Here is a 17,179-nt window from a genome sequence, read left to right on the forward strand (position 1 = left end):
GATGACCGAGCCCACCCTGGTGACCCGCACGGGCGTGAGTGCGCTGCTGCGCGCCGCGCTCCCCTCCGTCCCGGTCGTCGGCGCGCTGCCCGGCATCCGCAAGGACAGGGACGCCACCGACGGCTTCGCCGTCACCCGGCCGTCTGCGACGGTCGAGCGTGAGCAGGTCGAGCGGTACGCCGTCCTCTGCGGCTTCCCGGTCAAGGACACCGTCCCGGTGACCTATCCGCACATGCTGGCCGCACCGCTCCATCTCGCCGTCCTCTCCGACCCTCGCTTCCCGTCGGCGGCGATGGGCATGGTCCACGTCGAGAACAGCATCAGCCAGCACCGGCCCATCGCGATCGGCGAGACCCTCGAGGTGACGACCGCGGTCGGCGCGCCGCTCCCCCATCCCGTCGGCACGGCCTGGGCGCTCACCACGACGGTCAGCGCCGCGGGCGAGACGGTGTGGGAGTCGGTCTCGACGTACCTGCGTCGCGGGCGGCGCAACCCCGACGCGACCTGGCCCGACGAGCTGGTCGACGTGCCGCCGAGCGGCCCGGTGTTCGCGCTGAGGAGCGACCTGGGGAGGCGGTACGCCGCGGTCTCCGGCGACTACAACCCGATCCACCTGACGACGCTGTCGGCCAAGGCGCTGGGTTTCCCTCGCCATATCGCCCACGGCATGTGGACCAAGGCCCGGTGTCTCGCCGCGTTGGAGAACCGGCTGTCCGACGCCGTACGCATCGACGTGGCGTTCAAGAAACCGGTCTTCCTGCCGTCCTCGGTCGCGTTCGGCTCGCGGCCGGCGCAGGACGGCAACGGCTACGACTTCTCGCTGCACAGGCGGGGAAGTGACACGCTCCACCTCCTGGGGCGCACCCGCGCGCTCTAGCGCCGCTGGCCGGGAGGGTTGCGTCGCCTCCGACGGCCGGCGAGCTGTCCGGGAGAGCTGTTCACGGCGCCGGTGACGACTCAACCCACCGCGTGGGCGGCTCAGCCCCGACGGGGCGGCCGGATGATGCCCTCCTGCGCCACCGTCGCCACGAGCGTGCCGTCGGCGGTGAAGACGCGCCCGAGGGAGAGTCCCCGGCCGCCTTGGGCCGACGGCGACTCCTGGTCATAGAGCCACCACTCGTCCGCGCGGAAGGGACGGTGGAACCAGATCGCGTGGTCGAGCGAGGCCATCTGGACGTGCCTGGTGTCGAGGGTGTGGGCCGCGAGCGAGGCGCTCAGCAGGGTGATGTCGGAGGCCCACGTGAACGCCGCCTGATGGATCTGCGCGTCGTCGGGCAGGCGGTCGGCGATCCGCAGCCAGACCCGCTGCTGGGACGGGCGCGCCGGATCCGCCTCGAGCCCGAGCTGGCTGTTACCGACGGCGCGCATCTCGACCGCGGCCCACTCCCTGGCGAGCGCCGCGCCCTCGGCGCTCTCGCCCTTCGCCATCAGCTTGAGCATGTCGACACCGGCCTGCGGCGGAATCACCTCCGGCATGGTGTCCTGGTGCTCGAAGCCGACCTCGTGCTTCTGGAAGTTGGCGGTCATGTAGAAGATGTCGCGACCGTGCTGGCGTGCCGCGACCCGGCGGGTCTGGAAGGAACGGCCGTCGCGGATCCGCTCGACGTCGTACACGATCGGCTTGAGCGGGTCACCGGGGAGCAGGAAGTAGGCGTGCATCGAGTGCACGTGGAGGCCTTCGCCGGCGGTCCGGATGGCAGCCATCAGCGACTGGGACGCCACCTGACCGCCGAAGGCGCGACCACGTTCGTTCGGTGCGGGCGCACCGCGGAACAGGTCGAGGTCGATCTCCTCGAGATCGAGCAGGCGCACGAGCGAGGCCACGGCCTCGTTGGCGATGGTCGTCACTGGTCACCTTCGCGGTCGTCGTCGGAGAGACCGGCGAGGAACTGCTCGAACTCGCGCCCGAGCTCGTCCCCCGTCGGGAGGGGCTGGTCCGGCGCGAGCAGGCTGCGGCCGGAGTCCTCCGCGCGCTGGAACGTGTCGTACTGGCGCTCGAGCGCCTCCACGACGTCGCCGACCTCGTCGTTCTCGGTGAGGTACGCCGCGATCTCCTCTTCGCGGCGCTGGGCCTCGGCGCGGAGGTCGGCGAGGTCGATCGTCAGCCGCCCGGCCAGCTCGACCTGCTCGAGCAGAGCCGCGGCGGCAGCCGGGTAGTCGAGCTGGGCGAGGTAGTGCGGCACGTGGGCCACGAAGCCCTGGGCGTCGTGTCCCCACTCCCCGAGCCGCACCTCCACGAGGGCCTGCGCCGACGACGGGACGCGAATCTCGCCGCGCCATGGACTGTCCTCGCGCACCCGGGACGGGTCATTGGCGTGGTGGGTCAGGGTGAGCGGACGTGTGTGGGGCACCGCCATCGGCACGGAGCCGAGGCTGATGACGTCGGTGACGCCGAGACGCTCGACAACGGCGCGCACGGCGCGGGCGTATGCCTCCCAGCGGTTGTCGGGCTCCGGGCCGTGCAGGAGGAGGTACGGCGAGCCGCCCGTGTCGCGGAGCAGCCGCACCACGAGTCGGGGCGCGTCGTACTGCTCGTAGTGGTCGCGGACGAACGAGATCGCGGGCCGCCGGGCGCGGTAGTCGTGGAACTGGTCGACGTCGAACGCCGCCACGATGGGCGCGTCGCCGCTGGTCTGGGCCAGGAGGTGCTCCGCGACGCTCGCGGCGGCGTTGCCGGCGTCCAGGAAGCCGTCCAGGATCTGGATCATCGGCAGGTGACCCCGGGCGTCGCCGAGCCCGGGCACCTCGTCGACGATGTGGACCAGCTTCGACATGGCGGCCTCACTCCTCGGTCTGCTCGGACGGACGGTGTCGGGGCGCTCGCCGGCGCCCGTCTCGGACCTCTGCACACGGCGCTTCCTGGGCTTCCACATGGCGTGGAGGGCAGCGCCGACGACTCCCACGATATTCCCTCCCTGCTCACCGGACGGCGCGCGAGGTTTGAGTGCCCTCCTCGTGCCGGCGCCGGGCATCCTGACGCGACGGCGATGATGTTACCGAAGGGTAGGCCGGCAGCTGGCGGCGCCGTAGGGCCGCTCGGTCAGCGCTCGACTGGCTGGTCGGGGGCGAGTGTCGCAGAGGCGTCGAGGGTGCCGAGCCGTTCGATCGTGTCGAGTGCGATCGCCTGCGGGGTGAGCCCGATCCGCTCGAGGATGGCCTCGCGCTTGGCGTGGTGCAGGAACTCCTGGGGAATGCCGTGGATGCGGACCGGCGTCGTCACCCCGGCGTCCGAGAGCGTCTGCAGCAGCACGGCGCCACAGCCGCCGATCTCTCCGTTGTCCTCGATCGACACGACGAGCGCATGCTCGCGGGCCAGGTCGACCACGGCGGGGTCGACCGGGGTGACCCAGCGCGGGTCGACCACCGTGGCGCCGATGCCCTGTGCGACGAGGCGCTCGGCGACGCCCACCGCCACGCCCGCCATCGCGCCGACCCCGACCACGAGCACGTCCTTGGTGCCGCTGCGGAAGAGCAGGTCAGCGCCGCCGGCCTTGCCGATCGCCGGGATGTCGGCCGGCGGGGCTCCCTTGGGGATGCGCAGGACCGTCGGCGCGTCGTCGACCGCGACCGCCTCGCGCAGCAGCTCCTGCACCCGCGCGCCGTCGCGGGGGGCGGCGAGTCGCAGGCCCGGGACGACCTGGAGGATCGAGAGGTCCCACATCCCGTTGTGGGAGGCGCCGTCGTTGCCGGTCACCCCGGCCCGGTCGAGCACGAAGGTCACGCCGCATTTGTGCAGTGCGACGTCCATGAGCACCTGGTCGAAGGCACGGTTCAGGAACGTCGCATAGACCGCTACCACGGGATGCAGGCCGCCCAGTGCCAGCCCGGCCGCCGAGGTCACGGCATGCTGCTCGGCGATGCCGACGTCGAAGACCCGCTCCGGGTAGGCCGCCGCGAACCGGTCGAGGCCGACGGGGTGCATCATCGCCGCCGTGATGGCGACGAGGTCGGGTCGCTCGGCCGCCAGCGCGAGGATCTCCTCGGAGAAGAAGTCCGTCCAGATCCGGCCCTTCGGGGCCGACTTGTGCGTCACGACGTCGAACGGGTCGGTCTGGTGGAGCTGGTCGACCTCATTGAGCTCAGCGGGGTCGTAGCCGAAGCCCTTGCGCGTGATCGCATGGACGATCACCGGACCGCCGAAGCCCTTCGCCTGCTTGAGCGCCTGCTCCATCGCGGACCGGTCGTGGCCGTCGACCGGGCCGACGTACTTCAGCCCGAGGTCCTCGAAGAGACCCTGAGGTGCGACCGCGTCCTTGAGTCCCTTCTTCATCGCGTGCAGGACGTCGTACGCCGCCGACCCGACGCCGGGGACGGCGTTGAGGCGGCGCTTCACCAGCTCGAGGACCTTCTCGTAGCGCGGGTTGGTCCGCAGGGAGGTGAGCGCGGTCGTGAGGCCGCCGATGGTCGGCTGGTAGGAGCGGCCGTTGTCGTTGACGACGATGACGAGGCGGCTCTCCTTCGCCACGGCGATGTTGTTGAGGGCCTCCCAGGCCATGCCGCCGGTCAGGGCGCCGTCCCCGATGACGGCGACGACGTGGCGGTCCTCGCCCCGGATGACGTAGGCCTTCGCGAGCCCGTCGGCGTAGCTCAGCGAGGTCGAGGCGTGGGAGTTCTCCACGATGTCGTGCTCCGACTCCGCCTGGCTCGGGTAGCCCGACAGTCCGCCCTCCTGGCGCAGGCCGTCGAACTGCGCAGCACGCCCGGTGAGCATCTTGTGGACATAGGCCTGGTGACCGGTGTCGAAGACCACCCGGTCGCGCGGGCTGTCGAAGACGCGGTGGATCGCGATCGTCAGCTCGACGACGCCCAGGTTGGGACCGAGATGGCCGCCGGTGCGGGCGCAGGTCGAGACCAGCAGGTCCCGAATCTGGGTGGCGAGGGCGTCCAGGTCGTCATCGCTGAGGCTCCGCAGATCACGAGGAGAGCCGATTCGTTCGAGAAGACCCATGCTCGGGAGTTTACGCATGGGCGGCTCCGATGCACGTGTCCCGGCCGTCCCCAGCGGCGTGAGGCGTCGCGGCGGTGGCGCTGGCTAGGCTCGGTCCCATGACGGACACGAAGGCGGCCAAGGTCGTCGTGGCATGCACGCTGGCACAGCTCGTCGTCGGGCCGATCACGCTGCGCGACCTGCGCCGCCGTGACGCGGCCCAGGTGCGCGGCCCGAAGCTGCTGTGGCGGCTGTGGGCGGGCTCCAACCTCTTCGGCGCCGCGACGTACTGGGCGGTCGGCCGCCGGTGACTCCGGTCAGCCGGCCAGGAAGCTGAACCGCACCTCACGCTCGGCGTTGTCGACGTTGAGGTCGACGAGACAGATGCTCTGCCAGGTGCCGAGCGCGAGACGGCCACCGAGCACCGGCACGGTGGCGTACGGCGGCACCAGGGCGGGCATCACGTGGGAGCGGCCGTGGCCGCGCGAACCGTGGCGATGCTGCCAGCGGTCGTCGGCGGGCAGCAGGTCGGCGAGCGCGGTGAGCAGGTCGGTATCGCTCCCGGCACCGGTCTCGATGATGGCGAGCCCGGCCGTGGCGTGCGGCACGAAGAGGTGCAGCAGCCCGTCGTCGTACCCACTGACGAAGTCGGCCGCGTCGTGGGTGAGGTCGAGGACGACCTCGTCGCCACCGGTGCGGTAGCTGCGCGTCGTCGACTCCATCACTCGCCTGCCAGGGCCTGCTCGACCCGCTCCACCTTCGCCGTCAGCTGACCGGTGAAGCCGGGCCGGATGTCGGCCTTGAGGACGAGGCTGACCCGGGGTGAGACGGCGGCGACCGCGTCGACCGCCTGCTTCACGACCGCCATCACCTCGTCCCACTCCCCCTCGACGTTGGTGAACATGGCGTTGGTCTCGTTGGGCAGGCCCGACTCACGGACGACGCGGATGGCGTCGGCGACGGCGCGCGACACCGAGCCGCTCGGGTCGTCGGTCGTGCCCGGAGCGATGGAGAAGGCAACCAGCATGTGACCGACCCTAGCGACACCCGGGCTACCCGCCGGTAATGTGCGCGCAGTCACGCAGACCGGCGCATGAGGGAGCGCCGGATGGGGAGGTTGTTCATGACGGAGGAAATCGGCCGCCTGGCGGCCACAATCGGCGTGCCCGAGACGCGGCTGGCGCAGCTGACTGCGTGCGACGGTGAGGAGCTGCGGCGCCTCGACGAACTGATCGACGGGGCACTGCGGGCCGAGGACGAGGCCTTCGACGCCGGGCTCGAGGCGGCACTGCGGTTCGTGCCGCGGCTGGTCCGCGGACCGGCCAAGGCGTTGCTCTTCCCGGGAGGCGCCCGTGGGTGACCTGGCCAGCCGCCTCGAGGTCGCCAAGCTCGCCCGCCAGCTCGGCGTGGACCAGGGCGGCCTCGCTTTCCTGACCGACCGCAGCCCGGCCGAGCTCAAGGACCTCCGCACGGTCGCTGCTCACGCGCTCTTCTCCCGCAACGAGGACCGAGTCACGCGGCTCGCGGCGCTGAGTCGGATGCTGCCCGTCCCGATCACCGCCAAGATCGCCGAGCACGCGCTCGGTCCGATGCTCAGCGCGCGGGTCGCGGCCGTCCTCGATCCGCGGGAGGCGGCCCGGCTCGCCGGCCGCCTCGACCCGGACTTCCTCGCTCGGCTCGCGGTCTCGCTCGACCCCGGCCGGGTCGCGCCGATCGTCCGCGGACTGCCCGACGACCTCGTCGTCGGCGTCGGCCGACGCCTGCTGCGCGCCGGGGAGCACCTTACCCTGGGCCGCTTCGTCTCCGTCGTCTCTGTCGATGTCGCACTCGCGGTCGTCGAGGGCGCCTCGGGGCACGACCTCTTGCAGGTCGCGCTCTTCACCGACGAGCCGTCCTCGCTCGAGGCGATCGTCCGCCGGCTGCCCGACGACCTGCTCGGGGAGATCATCCGCGCCGCCGACGCCGATGGCGCGTACGACGCCGCCGTGGGCCTGCTCCTCTCGCTCAGCCCGGAGAGCTGCGCCCGCCTGGTCGCCCAGGTAGGCATCGTGTCGGCGGGCGCTCGGGAGGCCATCGTCGAGGCGGTTGCCGAGCACGACGTGTGGCCGGCGGTCCTGCCCGCCCTCCATGTCGTGGATGCCCCGGTGCTCGCCGCGCTGGTCAACGTGCCCTCGACCCTCGATGTCGCGGCGGTCGACCGGGTCGTCGAGCACGCCCGCGAGCTCGACCTCGCGCCGGTGCTCGTCCAGCTGGTGCTCGGCTTCGACGACGACCACCTGGACGTCCTCCGGGAGTCCGATCGCCTCCGCGACCCGGCCCTGCAGGAGTGGCTGATCACGCACGCCGGCGTCTCCGGCCGCCTCGTGATCCCGGTGCTCGAGTCGCTCGGGCTGCGCTGACTCCGGCGCCCGCCAAAGCCAGCGGCCCGCTCCTCTTGCGAGGAGCGGGCCGCCGTCGTACGCCGGGCTCGGATCAGCCCTTGAGCAGGTTGCGCAGGACGTACTGCATGATGCCGCCGTTGCGGTAGTAGTTCGCCTCACCGGGGGTGTCGATGCGGACGACCGCGTCGAACTCCACACCCGAGTCGGTGGTGACCTTGACCGTCTTCGGCGTGGTGCCGTCGTTGAGGGCGGTGATGCCGGAGATGGAGAACGTCTCCTCGCCGGTCAGGCCGAGCGACTCGGCGGTCTTGCCCTCGGGGAACTGCAGCGGGATGACGCCCATGCCGATGAGGTTGGAGCGGTGGATGCGCTCGTAGCTCTCGGCGATGACCGCCTTGACGCCCAGCAGCGAGGTGCCCTTGGCCGCCCAGTCGCGCGAGGAGCCGGAGCCGTACTCCTTGCCCGCCAGGACGACGAGCGGGATGCCCTTCTCCTGGTAGTTGACCGAGGCGTCGAACACCGTGGTCACCGGAGCGTCGCCGGCGTTCTCCGCGGCGGTGAAGTCGCGGGTGAAGCCACCCTCGGTCCCGGGGGCGATCTGGTTGCGCAGGCGGATGTTGGCGAAGGTGCCGCGGATCATGACCTCGTGGTTGCCTCGGCGCGAGCCGTAGGAGTTGAAGTCACGCTGCTCGACGCCGTGCTCGAGGAGGTACTTGCCCGCGGGCGAGTCCTTCTTGATGGCACCGGCCGGGCTGATGTGGTCGGTGGTCACCGAGTCGCCGAGCTTGAGGAGCACGCGCGCGCCCTCGATGTCGGTGACCGGCGCCGGGCTCTCCGGCATGCCCTCGAAGTAGGGCGCCTTGCGGACGTACGTCGACGCGTCGTCCCACGCGAAGGTGTCACCCTCGGGCGTCGGGAGCGACTGCCAGTTCTCGTCGCCGGCGAAGACGTCGGCGTAGTCCTTGGAGAACATCTCGGAGGTGATCGCCCCGGCGATCGTGGCCTCGACGTCGGCCGGGCTCGGCCAGATGTCCTTGAGGAAGACGTCGTTGCCGTCGGTGTCCTTGCCGAGCGGGTCGTTGAACAGGTCGACGTCCATCGAGCCGGCCAGGGCGTAGGCGACGACGAGCGGCGGCGACGCGAGGTAGTTCATCTTGATGTCGGGGTTGATCCGGCCCTCGAAGTTGCGGTTGCCGGAGAGGACCGAGACGACCGCGAGGTCCTTCTCGTTGACCGCGGCCGACACCTCGGGGATGAGCGGGCCGGAGTTGCCGATGCAGGTGGTGCAGCCGTAGCCGACGAGGTTGAAGCCGAGCTTGTCGAGGTACGGCGTGAGGCCGGCCTTCTCGTAGTAGTCGGAGACGACCTTCGAACCCGGCGCGAGGGTGGTCTTGACCCACGGCTTGCGCTGAAGGCCCTTCTCGACGGCGTTCTTGGCAAGCAGCGCCGCGCCGATCATGACCGACGGGTTGGAGGTGTTGGTGCACGAGGTGATCGCGGCGATCGTGACGGCGCCGTGGTCGAGGGTGAACTTCGTCCCGTCCTCGAGGGTGACCTCGATCGGGTCGGAGGCGCGGCCGCCGTCCTTCGGCGCAGCCGAGAGGTGGTCGCTCGGAGCGGGCGAGCCGTTGCCGCCGGAGTACGACGGGGCGTCACTGGCCGGGAAGGACTCGGCCGAGGCCTCGTCGTACCCCTCCTCCGGGCCGTTCTCGCCCGCGTAGTCGACCAGCGCGCCGCGGAAGGCCGGCTTGGCGTCGGTGACCTGGATGCGGTCCTGCGGGCGCTTCGGGCCGGCGATCGACGGCACGACCGTCGCGAGGTCGAGCTCGAGCTTCTCGGAGTAGCGCGGCTCGGCGTCGGGGTCGTGCCAGAGGCCCTGCTCCTTGGCGTAGGCCTCGACCAGCTTGAGCTGCTCCTCGGAGCGGCCGGTGAGCTTGAGGTAGCTGACCGTCTCGGCGTCGATCGGGAAGACCGCGATCGTCGAGCCGAACTCGGGCGACATGTTGCCGATGGTGGCGCGGTTGGCCAGCGGCAGCGCGGAGACACCGGCGCCGTAGAACTCGACGAACTTGCCGACCACGCCGTGCTTGCGGAGCATCTCGGTGATCGTGAGGACGAGGTCGGTCGCGGTGGAGCCCTCCGGCAGGTCGCCGTGGAGCTTGAAGCCGACGACGCGCGGGATGAGCATCGAGACCGGCTGGCCGAGCATCGCGGCCTCGGCCTCGATGCCGCCCACGCCCCAGCCGACGACGCCGAGGCCGTTGACCATCGTGGTGTGGGAGTCGGTGCCGACGAGGGTGTCGGGGTAGGCCTGGAGCTCGCCGTCGACCTCACGGGTGAAGATCGTGCGGGCAAGGTGCTCGATGTTGACCTGGTGCACGATGCCGGTGCCGGGCGGGACGACCTTGAAGTCGTCGAAGGCACCCTGGCCCCAGCGCAGGAACTGGTAGCGCTCGCGGTTGCGCTCGTACTCGATCTCGACGTTGCGCTGGAACGCCTCAGGGGTGCCGAAGACGTCGGCGATGACCGAGTGGTCGATGACCATCTCGGCCGGGGCGAGCGGGTTGATCTTCGACGGGTCGCCGCCGAGGTCGGCCATCGCCTCACGCATCGTGGCGAGGTCGACCACGCACGGAACGCCGGTGAAGTCCTGCATCACGACGCGCGCCGGGGTGAACTGGATCTCCTTGTCGGGCTGGGCGGTCTCGTCCCAGCCGGCAAGGGCCTTGATGTCGTCGGCGGTGATGTCGGCGCCGTCCTCGGTGCGCAGGAGGTTCTCCAGCAGCACCTTCAGGCTGTAGGGCAGCGACGCGACGTCCAGCCCCTCGCCCTGCACCGCGTCGAGGCGGAAGATCTCGTAGGACTTGCCGTCCACGTCCAGGGTGCTCTTGGCACCAAAGCTGTCCTGACTGGCCAACGCGTTCATCTCCTTGCTCGCGCATGTGGTGACGTTCAGTCTCAGGCCCATCCTGCCGCGCTCTTCCGCGGCCCGGAAACCAAGGTCTGCCTAAGTTCCGGTGTTGGTCGCCTGGATGTCTCTTGATGTCAAGATACACGATATCGAGCGGAAACCGGAGACCTCGCCGCCCGCGCGTCACCGGTCGGGAGTGGCGGCCTCGTCCGGACGCAGCAGCGCGACACATTCGACGTGGTGCGTCATCGGGAACAGGTCGAACGCGCGCAGCTGCGCCAACCGGTAGCCGTGCTCGGCGAAGATCGCCACGTCACGGGCCAGCGCTGCCGGGTCGCAGGCCACGTAGGCGACGGCTCGCGGCGTACGCGCCGTGACGGCCTCGACGACGGCACGCCTCGCGCCCTCCCGCGGCGGGTCGAGCACGACCAGGTCGAAGGCCTCGTCGTACGACGCCCCGAGGACCGTCGCGACGTCCCCGGCAGTGACCTCGGCCGACGGCACGTTGCGCGCCGAGAGGGCGGAGGCCGTCCGGTCTCCCTCGACCGCGACCACACGCGCGGCGGGTCCCACGCGGTCGGCGAGGAACGCCGCGAAGAGGCCGACGCCGGCGTACAGGTCGAGCACCGACTCCCCCGGCCGCGGCGCGAGCTGGTCGAGGACGGTCTCGACCAGGACCCGGGGTCCGCCCGGGTGGACCTGCCAGAAGCCGTCGGCGGCGACCTCGAACTCGTGAGCCGCCTCGCCGGCCTCGACGCGCTCGACCACGGTGCCCGGCGCCGGCTCCCGGGCGTCGCGGCGCGCGATCAGGCAGTCCTCGACCGGGACCACCTCGTGGGAGCGGTACTTCCGCATCCCCCGTCCCTGCGGCAGCGCGACATAGCGCTGCCGCGTGCGCCAGCGCAGACCACGGTGGGTGTCGGCGTCCCCGGGCACGGGCTCCACCACGACGTCGAGCTCGAGACCGGCCAGCCGGGAGAGCTGCTCGCGGACGACGGCGGCCTTGAGCTCGCGCTGCGTCGGCAGCGCCACGTGCTGGAGGTCGCAGCCCCCGCACAGTCCCGGGCCGGCGTACGGGCAGGGTGGGACGACCCGGTCGGGCGAGGCCTCGACGATCTCGACGGCGTCGCCGCGCCAGAAGCGGTCGCCCTCGGTGCCCTCCGTGATCTCCACGACGACGCGCTCGCCGGGCAGCGCGTGGCGCACGAAGACCACCCGGGACGCCGTGGTGCCGTCGGTCGACGTCACCGGCACGCGTACGACGACGTGGCCGCCGTGCGCGATGGGCCCGGCCGTGGCGGCGTACCGCTGTCCGACGACGGACCTGCCGCGCGGCTCACGACGCCGAGCGTCGCCGCGCCGCTGACCCGACCCCCGCCGGGGCGTGCGACGGCTCATCGGCCGGTCTGGTTGCCGCGGTAGCGCCCGGCGCCGCGGATCGTGCCCGGCGCGACCCAGTACTCGTCGCGCAGCTCCCGCCGGCGCTGCTCCGAGGAGTGCAGCTGATAGGGCACCGAGATCACCATGACACCGGGGGTGAACAGCAGACGCCCCTTGAGACGCAGGGCGGTCTGGTTGTGGAGCAGCTGCTCCCACCAGCGGCCGACGACGTACTCGGGGATGTAGACGGCGACGACGCCGCGCGGGTTGGCCTTCCGGATGGCGCTGGCGTACTCGACCACCGGACGGACCAGCTCACGATAGGGCGAGTGGAGCACCTTGAGCGGCATCGGGATGTTGCGCTCGTCCCACTCCTCCAGGAGCCGCGCCGTCGACTCGTCGTCGATCGAGACCGTGACCGCCTCGAGGGCGTTGGGCCGCGACGCCTGGGCGAAGGCGAGCGCGCGCAGCGTCGGCTTGTGGAGCTTGCTCACGAGCACGATCGCGTGGACCCGCGTCGGCATGACCGAGTCCTCCTGCTCCGCAGCGAGCTCGGCCTCGACGTTGTCGTAGTGGCGCCGGATCCCCCGCATGACCAGATAGAAGAAGATCATCGCGAGGATCGTGATCCAGGCGCCGGCGAGGAACTTCGTGATCAGCACGACGACCAGGACGACCGCCGTGAACGTCAGACCGATCCCATTGATGACCCGCGAACGCATCATCCGGCGGCGCACGACGGGGTCGCGCTGGGTCTGCAGCTCGCGGGTCCAGTGCCGGATCATGCCCAGTTGGCTGAGGTTGAACGAGACGAAGACGCCGACGATGTAGAGCTGGATCAGCCGGGTCGTCTGCGCGTCGAAGGCCAGGATCAGGATGATCGCCATGATGGCGATGAAGAGGATGCCGTTGCTGTAGGCCAGGCGGTCGCCGCGCGAGCCCAGCGCGCGGGGGGCGAACCCGTCGCGGGCCAGGATCGAGCCGAGCACGGGGAAGCCGTTGAACGCGGTGTTGGCCGCGAGCACGAGGATGACCCCGGTGACGGCGACGACGAAGTAGAAGCCCGGCGGGAAGTCGTTGAAGACCGCCTTCGCGACCTGCGCGATGACGGCGTTCTGGGTGTGGTCGTCGCCGAGCGGCTTGCCGTCCAGGAGCAGGCGGTGCTGGGAGTTGGGGTCGACGAACCGCAGCCCCATCTGCTTGGCGAGAACGATGATGCTCACCATCATCGAGATGGCGATGAGACCGAGCATGAGCAGCGTCGTCGCGGCGTTGCGCGACTTCGGCCGCCGGAACGCCGGCACGCCGTTGCTGATGGCCTCGACACCGGTCAGCGCCGCACACCCCGACGAGAACGCCCGCGCGAGCAGGAACAGCAGCGCCATCGTGCCGAGCGGCGACTCCATGCCGGGCGCGGGGACGATGTCGAACTTCGCGCTCTCGACGTGCGGCAGCGAGCCGCCCGCGAGCCGCACGAACCCGTAGAGCGCCGTCCCCAGGATCGCGAGCATGAAGCAGTACGTCGGCACCGCGAACGCCGTCCCGGCCTCCCGGATGCCGCGCAGGTTGATCGCGGTCAGGATGAGCACCAGGGCGACCGCGAGCGCGACCTCGTGCCCCTGCAGGGCAGGGATCGCCGCGGCGGCGTAGTTGGCTCCCGAGGAGATCGACACCGCCACCGTGAGCATGTAGTCGACGAGCAGGGCGCTGGCCACCGTCGTACCCGCGGCGCGGCCGAGGTTGACGGTCGCGACCTCGTAGTCGCCGCCCCCGGACGGATAGGCGTGCACGGTCTGGCGGTACGACGCGATCACTGCGGCCATCACGACCGCGACGGCGATCGCGATCTTCCAGGACCAGACGTACGCCGACGCGCCCGCCAGCGACAGCATGATGAACACCTCGTCCGGCGCGTAGGCCACCGAGGAGAGCGCGTCGCTGGCGAAGACGGGCAGCGCGATGCGCTTGGGCAGCAGGGTCTCCCCGAGCTGCGAACTGCGGAGCTTGCGCCCGAGAAGGATCCGCTTGGAGACATCGCCCACACCCACGAGCGCACAGGCTACGGCAACACGGCCCCGAACTCGCCAGTGGCGAGCTCGGGGCCGTGTTGGGCGGAACGATCACTTCCAGACGATCGGCTTCCCGTCGAACTGGTCGTAGGGCGAGTCAGGCCGGGTGTACTCGGCACCCACGACCTTCGTGCCCTGCCCGGCAAGGTAGGGCACACAGATCTTCATCGACGCGCCCGGGCCGAAGTCGTCCTCGAAGTCGGACGCCGTGCATCGGTCCCAGCCGTAGGCGATGATCGGCGCCGCCGTGCTGCCGTCGGGCAGCAGACCCTCGAAGTCGGAGGAGCCGAGCGTGTAGTACTTCAGCGAGTGAGAGCCGGCACCGCCGGTCACGGTGTAGTGGAGGTACCACGGCACCTGGCCCGCGACCTGGTCACCGAGCTGAAGGGACTTGAGGTCCGCGGGCTTGCCCTTCTCGATCGAGTCGAGACGGAGCTTGATGATGCCGTGGGCTCCCTTGGTGCCGGCGTCCATCTGGACCGTCGCGGTGCCCCCGATCTTCAGGTGCGTGCCCGGCGCGGTCACACCCGCGGGCAGATCCGTCGGCGTGTCGCTGGGTTCGTCGCTGGGCTCGTCACTGGGCTCGTCACTGGGCTCGTCGGACGCGACGTCGGTCGGTTCGTCGCTGGGACTGTCGGAGGGCGTGTCACTGGGGACGTCGGACGGCTCTGTCGAGGTCGAGACCGACGGCGGGCTGAAGACGTTGGCCTTGCCGCTGTCGGAGTCGGACGATCCGCCGCAGGCGGCGAGTCCCAGCGTGAGCGGGACGAGGACGGCGGGGACCAGGAGGAGTCGGGTTCTACGCATGACCGCGTCCTCCCCCACCGCGGGCCGGGGCAAACCTCGGGCGTGCGGTGGTCTCGACCGGTCCGGCCGGCGACAGGGCAGTACGCCGAACCCGCCGCTGCGGCTACGGTAGCGGCGTGCACGTTGTGATCATGGGGTGCGGCCGCGTCGGCTCGACGCTCGCCCGGAGCCTCGAGGACCGGAACCACACGGTCTCCGTCATCGACCAGGACCCGGACGCGTTCCGCCGGCTCGGCCCCGCCTTCAACGGCGACAAGATCGCCGGGATGGGATTCGACCAGGAGGTCCTCGAGAAGGCGGGGATCCGTCGGGCCGACGCCTTCGCCGCGGTCTCGAGCGGTGACAACTCCAACATCATCGCGGCTCGCGTCGCGCGGGAGACGTTCGGCATCCAGCAGGTCGTCGCCCGGATCTACGACCCCGGCCGGGCCGAGGTCTACCAGCGTCTCGGGATCACCACCGTCGCGACCGTGAAGTGGACCGCTGACCAGGTGCTGCGCCGGCTGCTCCCGGCGGGCGCGGAGCCCGACTTCCGCGACATGTCCGGCACCATCCGGGTCGACCAGGTGCCGGTCCCCGAACGGTGGATCGGCCAGCGCACCATCCACTTCCAAGAGCAGTCCCGCTCCCGCATCGCCTGGATCGATCGGCTCGGGGAGGGCGTGCTGCCCACCCGCGAGAGCGTCATCCAGGAGGGCGATGTCCTTCACCTCGTCATGCGCGAGGAGAACGCCGCCCACGCCTACCAGGTTCTCAAGCACGGCCCCGAGGAGCGCTGACCACCCATGCGAGTCGCCATCGCCGGAGCCGGTGCCGTCGGTCGTTCCATCGCCCGCGAGCTCATCGCCAACGGCCACGAGATCCTGCTCATCGACAAGAACCCCGAGTCCATCAAGCCCGAACGCGTCCCCGACGCCGAGTGGCTCCTCGCCGACGCCTGCGAGCTCTCCTCGCTCGAGGAGGCCCGTCTCGACCGCTGTGACGTCGTCATCGCCGCCACCGGCGACGACAAGGTCAACCTGGTCACCTCGCTGCTGGCGAAGACCGAGTTCGGCGTGCCGCGCACGGTGGGGCGGGTCAACCACCCCAACAACGAGTGGCTCTTCACCGAGGCCTGGGGTGTGGACGTCAACGTCTCGACCCCGCGGATCATGTCGGCGCTGGTCGAGGAGGCGGTCACGGTCGGCGACCTCGTCCGGCTCTTCACCTTCCGGCAGGGCAACGCCAACCTGGTCGAGCTCACCCTGCCCGCCGACTCGCCGTACGTCGGCCGGCCCGCCGGTCTCATCCCGCTGCCGGAGAACTGCGCGCTCGTCACGATCCTGCGTGACGGCCAGGTCTACGTCCCCGACCCGGAGCAGCCGGTCGAGCAGGGTGACGAGCTGCTGCTCGTCGTCCCGGCCGCCAACGAGGACGAGCTCGCCGCCCTGCTGGCGCCCAGCCGACGACGGGGCGAGGGCTGACGCTCCGCGCCGGGCCGCGCCCGCTGCCGCGGCGGCGTCAGCGGTCCGACGCGGGCTGAGGCTCGATCGGGGTGTGGTTGCGCGCCAGCAGCCAGACGATCGCGCCCCACGAGGCGATGCGGAGCGCCCAGCCCAGGCCGGTCCGCAGGATGCCGAGCAGGAGGACGGCCGTGTCCTTGTCGAGCGTGCCGCCATAGGCCAGCAGCAGCACGGGGCCCTGCAGGAGCACGCCGACCGCACCCGGGGCGAGGAAGAGCCAGGTCAGCCGGGTGCAGAGCCGGACGACCTGCTTGTCGGAGTGCCACCCCGTGGGATCGCCCGTGACACTGCCGACCATGAAGCCGATAAGAGGCCACCCGGTGAGGCAGGTCGTCACCATGACGATCGTGTAGGCCCCGGTGATGATGACGCCCGGGACGAAGTAGGCGAGCGCCTGGTCCTGCTCGCTCCCGCCCATGCTGCCGGCGAGCCGCACCACGAGGTAGCCGATGAGGATCCCGAAGATGGCGTTGCCGACGTACTGCAGCGTCGAGCGCTGGACCAGCCGTAGCACGAGCGCCACCCCGGCCACCGCGGCGCCGGCGACGAGGGAGGACCGGAGGTCCTTGGTGACGAGCCAGGTGAGCGTGAAGGCGATGCCCGGCACCGCGGCCTCGAGCATGCCGCGCCGACCGCCCAGGGACTGCGCCATCCGGCGGCGTACGACGGCCTCGACCGTGTCCACGGTCGGCGCCTCGTGAGGGGTCGGCGCTTCGGTGCCGGGCCCGGAGTGATGGGCCAGCTCGCGAGGCGGCTCCCGGTCGGGCTGCGGCATGGCGTGGAGGGGGTTGGACTCGGTCACAGGTCACTCACTCGCGGGGTCCGGGATCAGCTCGTAGCGGGGGTTGTAGATCACACGGGTGTCGTCGTGGAGCCCGATCCGGCCCGCGACCTGCAGTGAGCGGCCCGGCGTGATCCCGGCGATCCGGCGCCGGCCGAGCCACACGACCGTGACCGTTCCGGAGCCGTCGAAGAGCTCCGCCTCGAGCGCCGGGACGCCGCCGCGCGGACGCAGCGTGACGGTGCGGAGGGTGCCGCGGAGCCGCACCGGCTCGCGGTCGGGCGCGTCCGCGATCCTGACCACGTCCTTGGTGGCGTAGGCGACGCGGAGGTCGCGGGCCTCCTGGGTCGCGCTGCTGGCCCAGGCGCTGAGACTGCGGCGCAGGCGGCCCTTGCTCATCTCACCGGCTCCTGATCATCCT

The 17,179-nt window shown here is 71.0% G+C and carries 17 protein-coding genes; 6 read left to right on the plus strand and 11 right to left on the minus strand.

Features of this window, described 5'->3' with window-relative positions; all coding sequences use genetic code 11:
* Position 1: 1 nt before the first annotated feature.
* On the plus strand, positions 2–877 hold the full coding sequence (locus AB3X52_RS05370) for a MaoC/PaaZ C-terminal domain-containing protein (RefSeq protein ID WP_367992047.1): 876 nt from the start codon (positions 2–4) through the stop codon (positions 875–877).
* Between the two features lie 101 nt (positions 878–978).
* Here the strand turns inward: AB3X52_RS05370 and AB3X52_RS05375 are convergent, their stop codons facing one another.
* The 3 genes from AB3X52_RS05375 to dxs form a co-directional block, all read right to left on the minus strand.
* A complete protein-coding gene (locus AB3X52_RS05375; protein ID WP_367992049.1) occupies positions 979–1,848 on the minus strand; it encodes an acyl-CoA thioesterase in 870 nt (289 codons plus the stop codon).
* Entirely contained in the window at positions 1,845–2,774 is a 930-nt protein-coding gene (locus AB3X52_RS05380; protein ID WP_367992051.1) for a PAC2 family protein, read from the minus strand. Before AB3X52_RS05380 ends, AB3X52_RS05375 begins: the two co-directional genes overlap by 4 nt.
* A 266-nt stretch (positions 2,775–3,040) precedes the next feature.
* Positions 3,041–4,948, minus strand: coding sequence for a 1-deoxy-D-xylulose-5-phosphate synthase (gene dxs, locus AB3X52_RS05385; protein WP_367992053.1), 1,908 nt, complete (start codon positions 4,946–4,948; stop codon positions 3,041–3,043).
* Positions 4,949–5,046: 98 nt separating this feature from the next.
* Here dxs and AB3X52_RS05390 point away from each other — a divergent pair, with 98 nt between their 5' ends.
* Positions 5,047–5,238 carry a hypothetical protein gene (locus AB3X52_RS05390; RefSeq protein ID WP_367992055.1) on the plus strand — a complete coding sequence of 64 codons (192 nt, stop codon included), beginning with the start codon at positions 5,047–5,049 and terminating at the stop codon, positions 5,236–5,238.
* Between the two features lie 6 nt (positions 5,239–5,244).
* On the opposite strand, the gene AB3X52_RS05395 is transcribed toward AB3X52_RS05390, so the two are convergent.
* Positions 5,245–5,649, minus strand: coding sequence for a YjbQ family protein (locus tag AB3X52_RS05395; RefSeq protein WP_367992057.1), 405 nt, complete (start codon positions 5,647–5,649; stop codon positions 5,245–5,247).
* Positions 5,649–5,954: a thiamine-binding protein gene (locus AB3X52_RS05400; RefSeq protein WP_367992059.1), complete on the minus strand. Its 306-nt coding sequence runs from the start codon at positions 5,952–5,954 to the stop codon at positions 5,649–5,651. The genes AB3X52_RS05395 and AB3X52_RS05400 overlap by 1 nt, the downstream gene beginning before the upstream one ends.
* 96 nt (positions 5,955–6,050) lie before the next feature.
* Here AB3X52_RS05400 and AB3X52_RS05405 point away from each other — a divergent pair, with 96 nt between their 5' ends.
* Complete coding sequence (locus AB3X52_RS05405; protein WP_367992061.1) at positions 6,051–6,287, plus strand: hypothetical protein; 237 nt, start codon at positions 6,051–6,053, stop codon at positions 6,285–6,287.
* Entirely contained in the window at positions 6,280–7,326 is a 1,047-nt protein-coding gene (locus tag AB3X52_RS05410; RefSeq protein ID WP_367992063.1) for a hypothetical protein, read from the plus strand. Before AB3X52_RS05405 ends, AB3X52_RS05410 begins: the two co-directional genes overlap by 8 nt.
* 73 nt (positions 7,327–7,399) lie before the next feature.
* Here the strand turns inward: AB3X52_RS05410 and AB3X52_RS05415 are convergent, their stop codons facing one another.
* The 4 genes from AB3X52_RS05415 to AB3X52_RS05430 form a co-directional block, all read right to left on the minus strand.
* Entirely contained in the window at positions 7,400–10,234 is a 2,835-nt protein-coding gene (locus AB3X52_RS05415) for an aconitate hydratase (RefSeq protein WP_367992284.1), read from the minus strand.
* A gap of 168 nt (positions 10,235–10,402) precedes the next feature.
* On the minus strand, positions 10,403–11,617 hold the full coding sequence (locus tag AB3X52_RS05420; protein WP_367992065.1) for a class I SAM-dependent RNA methyltransferase: 1,215 nt from the start codon (positions 11,615–11,617) through the stop codon (positions 10,403–10,405).
* The gene (locus AB3X52_RS05425; protein WP_367992067.1) at positions 11,614–13,647 is read right to left on the minus strand and encodes an APC family permease; all 2,034 of its coding nucleotides are present in this window, start codon (positions 13,645–13,647) and stop codon (positions 11,614–11,616) included. The genes AB3X52_RS05420 and AB3X52_RS05425 overlap by 4 nt, the downstream gene beginning before the upstream one ends.
* Positions 13,648–13,719: 72 nt before the next feature.
* On the minus strand, positions 13,720–14,475 hold the full coding sequence (locus tag AB3X52_RS05430; RefSeq protein ID WP_367992068.1) for a hypothetical protein: 756 nt from the start codon (positions 14,473–14,475) through the stop codon (positions 13,720–13,722).
* Positions 14,476–14,591: 116 nt separating this feature from the next.
* Here AB3X52_RS05430 and AB3X52_RS05435 point away from each other — a divergent pair, with 116 nt between their 5' ends.
* Positions 14,592–15,254: a potassium channel family protein gene (locus AB3X52_RS05435; protein ID WP_367992070.1), complete on the plus strand. Its 663-nt coding sequence runs from the start codon at positions 14,592–14,594 to the stop codon at positions 15,252–15,254.
* A 6-nt stretch (positions 15,255–15,260) separates the two neighbouring features.
* On the plus strand, positions 15,261–15,938 hold the full coding sequence (locus AB3X52_RS05440) for a potassium channel family protein (RefSeq protein WP_367992072.1): 678 nt from the start codon (positions 15,261–15,263) through the stop codon (positions 15,936–15,938).
* 37 nt (positions 15,939–15,975) lie between these two features.
* On the opposite strand, the gene AB3X52_RS05445 is transcribed toward AB3X52_RS05440, so the two are convergent.
* Both AB3X52_RS05445 and AB3X52_RS05450 read right to left on the minus strand, forming a co-directional pair.
* A complete protein-coding gene (locus AB3X52_RS05445; protein ID WP_367992074.1) occupies positions 15,976–16,779 on the minus strand; it encodes a DUF3159 domain-containing protein in 804 nt (267 codons plus the stop codon).
* Between the two features lie 3 nt (positions 16,780–16,782).
* Positions 16,783–17,157, minus strand: coding sequence for an OB-fold nucleic acid binding domain-containing protein (locus AB3X52_RS05450; protein WP_367992076.1), 375 nt, complete (start codon positions 17,155–17,157; stop codon positions 16,783–16,785).
* Positions 17,158–17,179: the final 22 nt, after the last annotated feature.

The organism is Nocardioides eburneus (assembly GCF_040838215.1).
Taxonomy (GTDB): Bacteria; Actinomycetota; Actinomycetes; order Propionibacteriales; family Nocardioidaceae; genus Nocardioides; species Nocardioides eburneus.

Excerpts from the sequence above, each read along its gene's own strand:
- AB3X52_RS05395 (WP_367992057.1), bottom strand. The coding sequence starts at position 5,649 with ATGGAGTCGACGACGCGCAGCTACCGCACCGGTGGCGACGAGGTCGTC.
- AB3X52_RS05370 (WP_367992047.1), top strand. The coding sequence starts at position 2 with ATGACCGAGCCCACCCTGGTGACCCGCACGGGCGTGAGTGCGCTGCTG.
- AB3X52_RS05400 (WP_367992059.1), bottom strand. The coding sequence starts at position 5,954 with ATGCTGGTTGCCTTCTCCATCGCTCCGGGCACGACCGACGACCCGAGC.
- AB3X52_RS05405 (WP_367992061.1), top strand. The coding sequence starts at position 6,051 with ATGACGGAGGAAATCGGCCGCCTGGCGGCCACAATCGGCGTGCCCGAG.
- AB3X52_RS05420 (WP_367992065.1), bottom strand. The coding sequence starts at position 11,617 with ATGAGCCGTCGCACGCCCCGGCGGGGGTCGGGTCAGCGGCGCGGCGAC.
- AB3X52_RS05440 (WP_367992072.1), top strand. The coding sequence starts at position 15,261 with ATGCGAGTCGCCATCGCCGGAGCCGGTGCCGTCGGTCGTTCCATCGCC.
- dxs (WP_367992053.1), bottom strand. The coding sequence starts at position 4,948 with ATGGGTCTTCTCGAACGAATCGGCTCTCCTCGTGATCTGCGGAGCCTC.
- AB3X52_RS05390 (WP_367992055.1), top strand. The coding sequence starts at position 5,047 with ATGACGGACACGAAGGCGGCCAAGGTCGTCGTGGCATGCACGCTGGCA.
- AB3X52_RS05415 (WP_367992284.1), bottom strand. The coding sequence starts at position 10,234 with ATGAACGCGTTGGCCAGTCAGGACAGCTTTGGTGCCAAGAGCACCCTG.
- AB3X52_RS05430 (WP_367992068.1), bottom strand. The coding sequence starts at position 14,475 with ATGCGTAGAACCCGACTCCTCCTGGTCCCCGCCGTCCTCGTCCCGCTC.
- AB3X52_RS05450 (WP_367992076.1), bottom strand. The coding sequence starts at position 17,157 with ATGAGCAAGGGCCGCCTGCGCCGCAGTCTCAGCGCCTGGGCCAGCAGC.
- AB3X52_RS05380 (WP_367992051.1), bottom strand. The coding sequence starts at position 2,774 with ATGTCGAAGCTGGTCCACATCGTCGACGAGGTGCCCGGGCTCGGCGAC.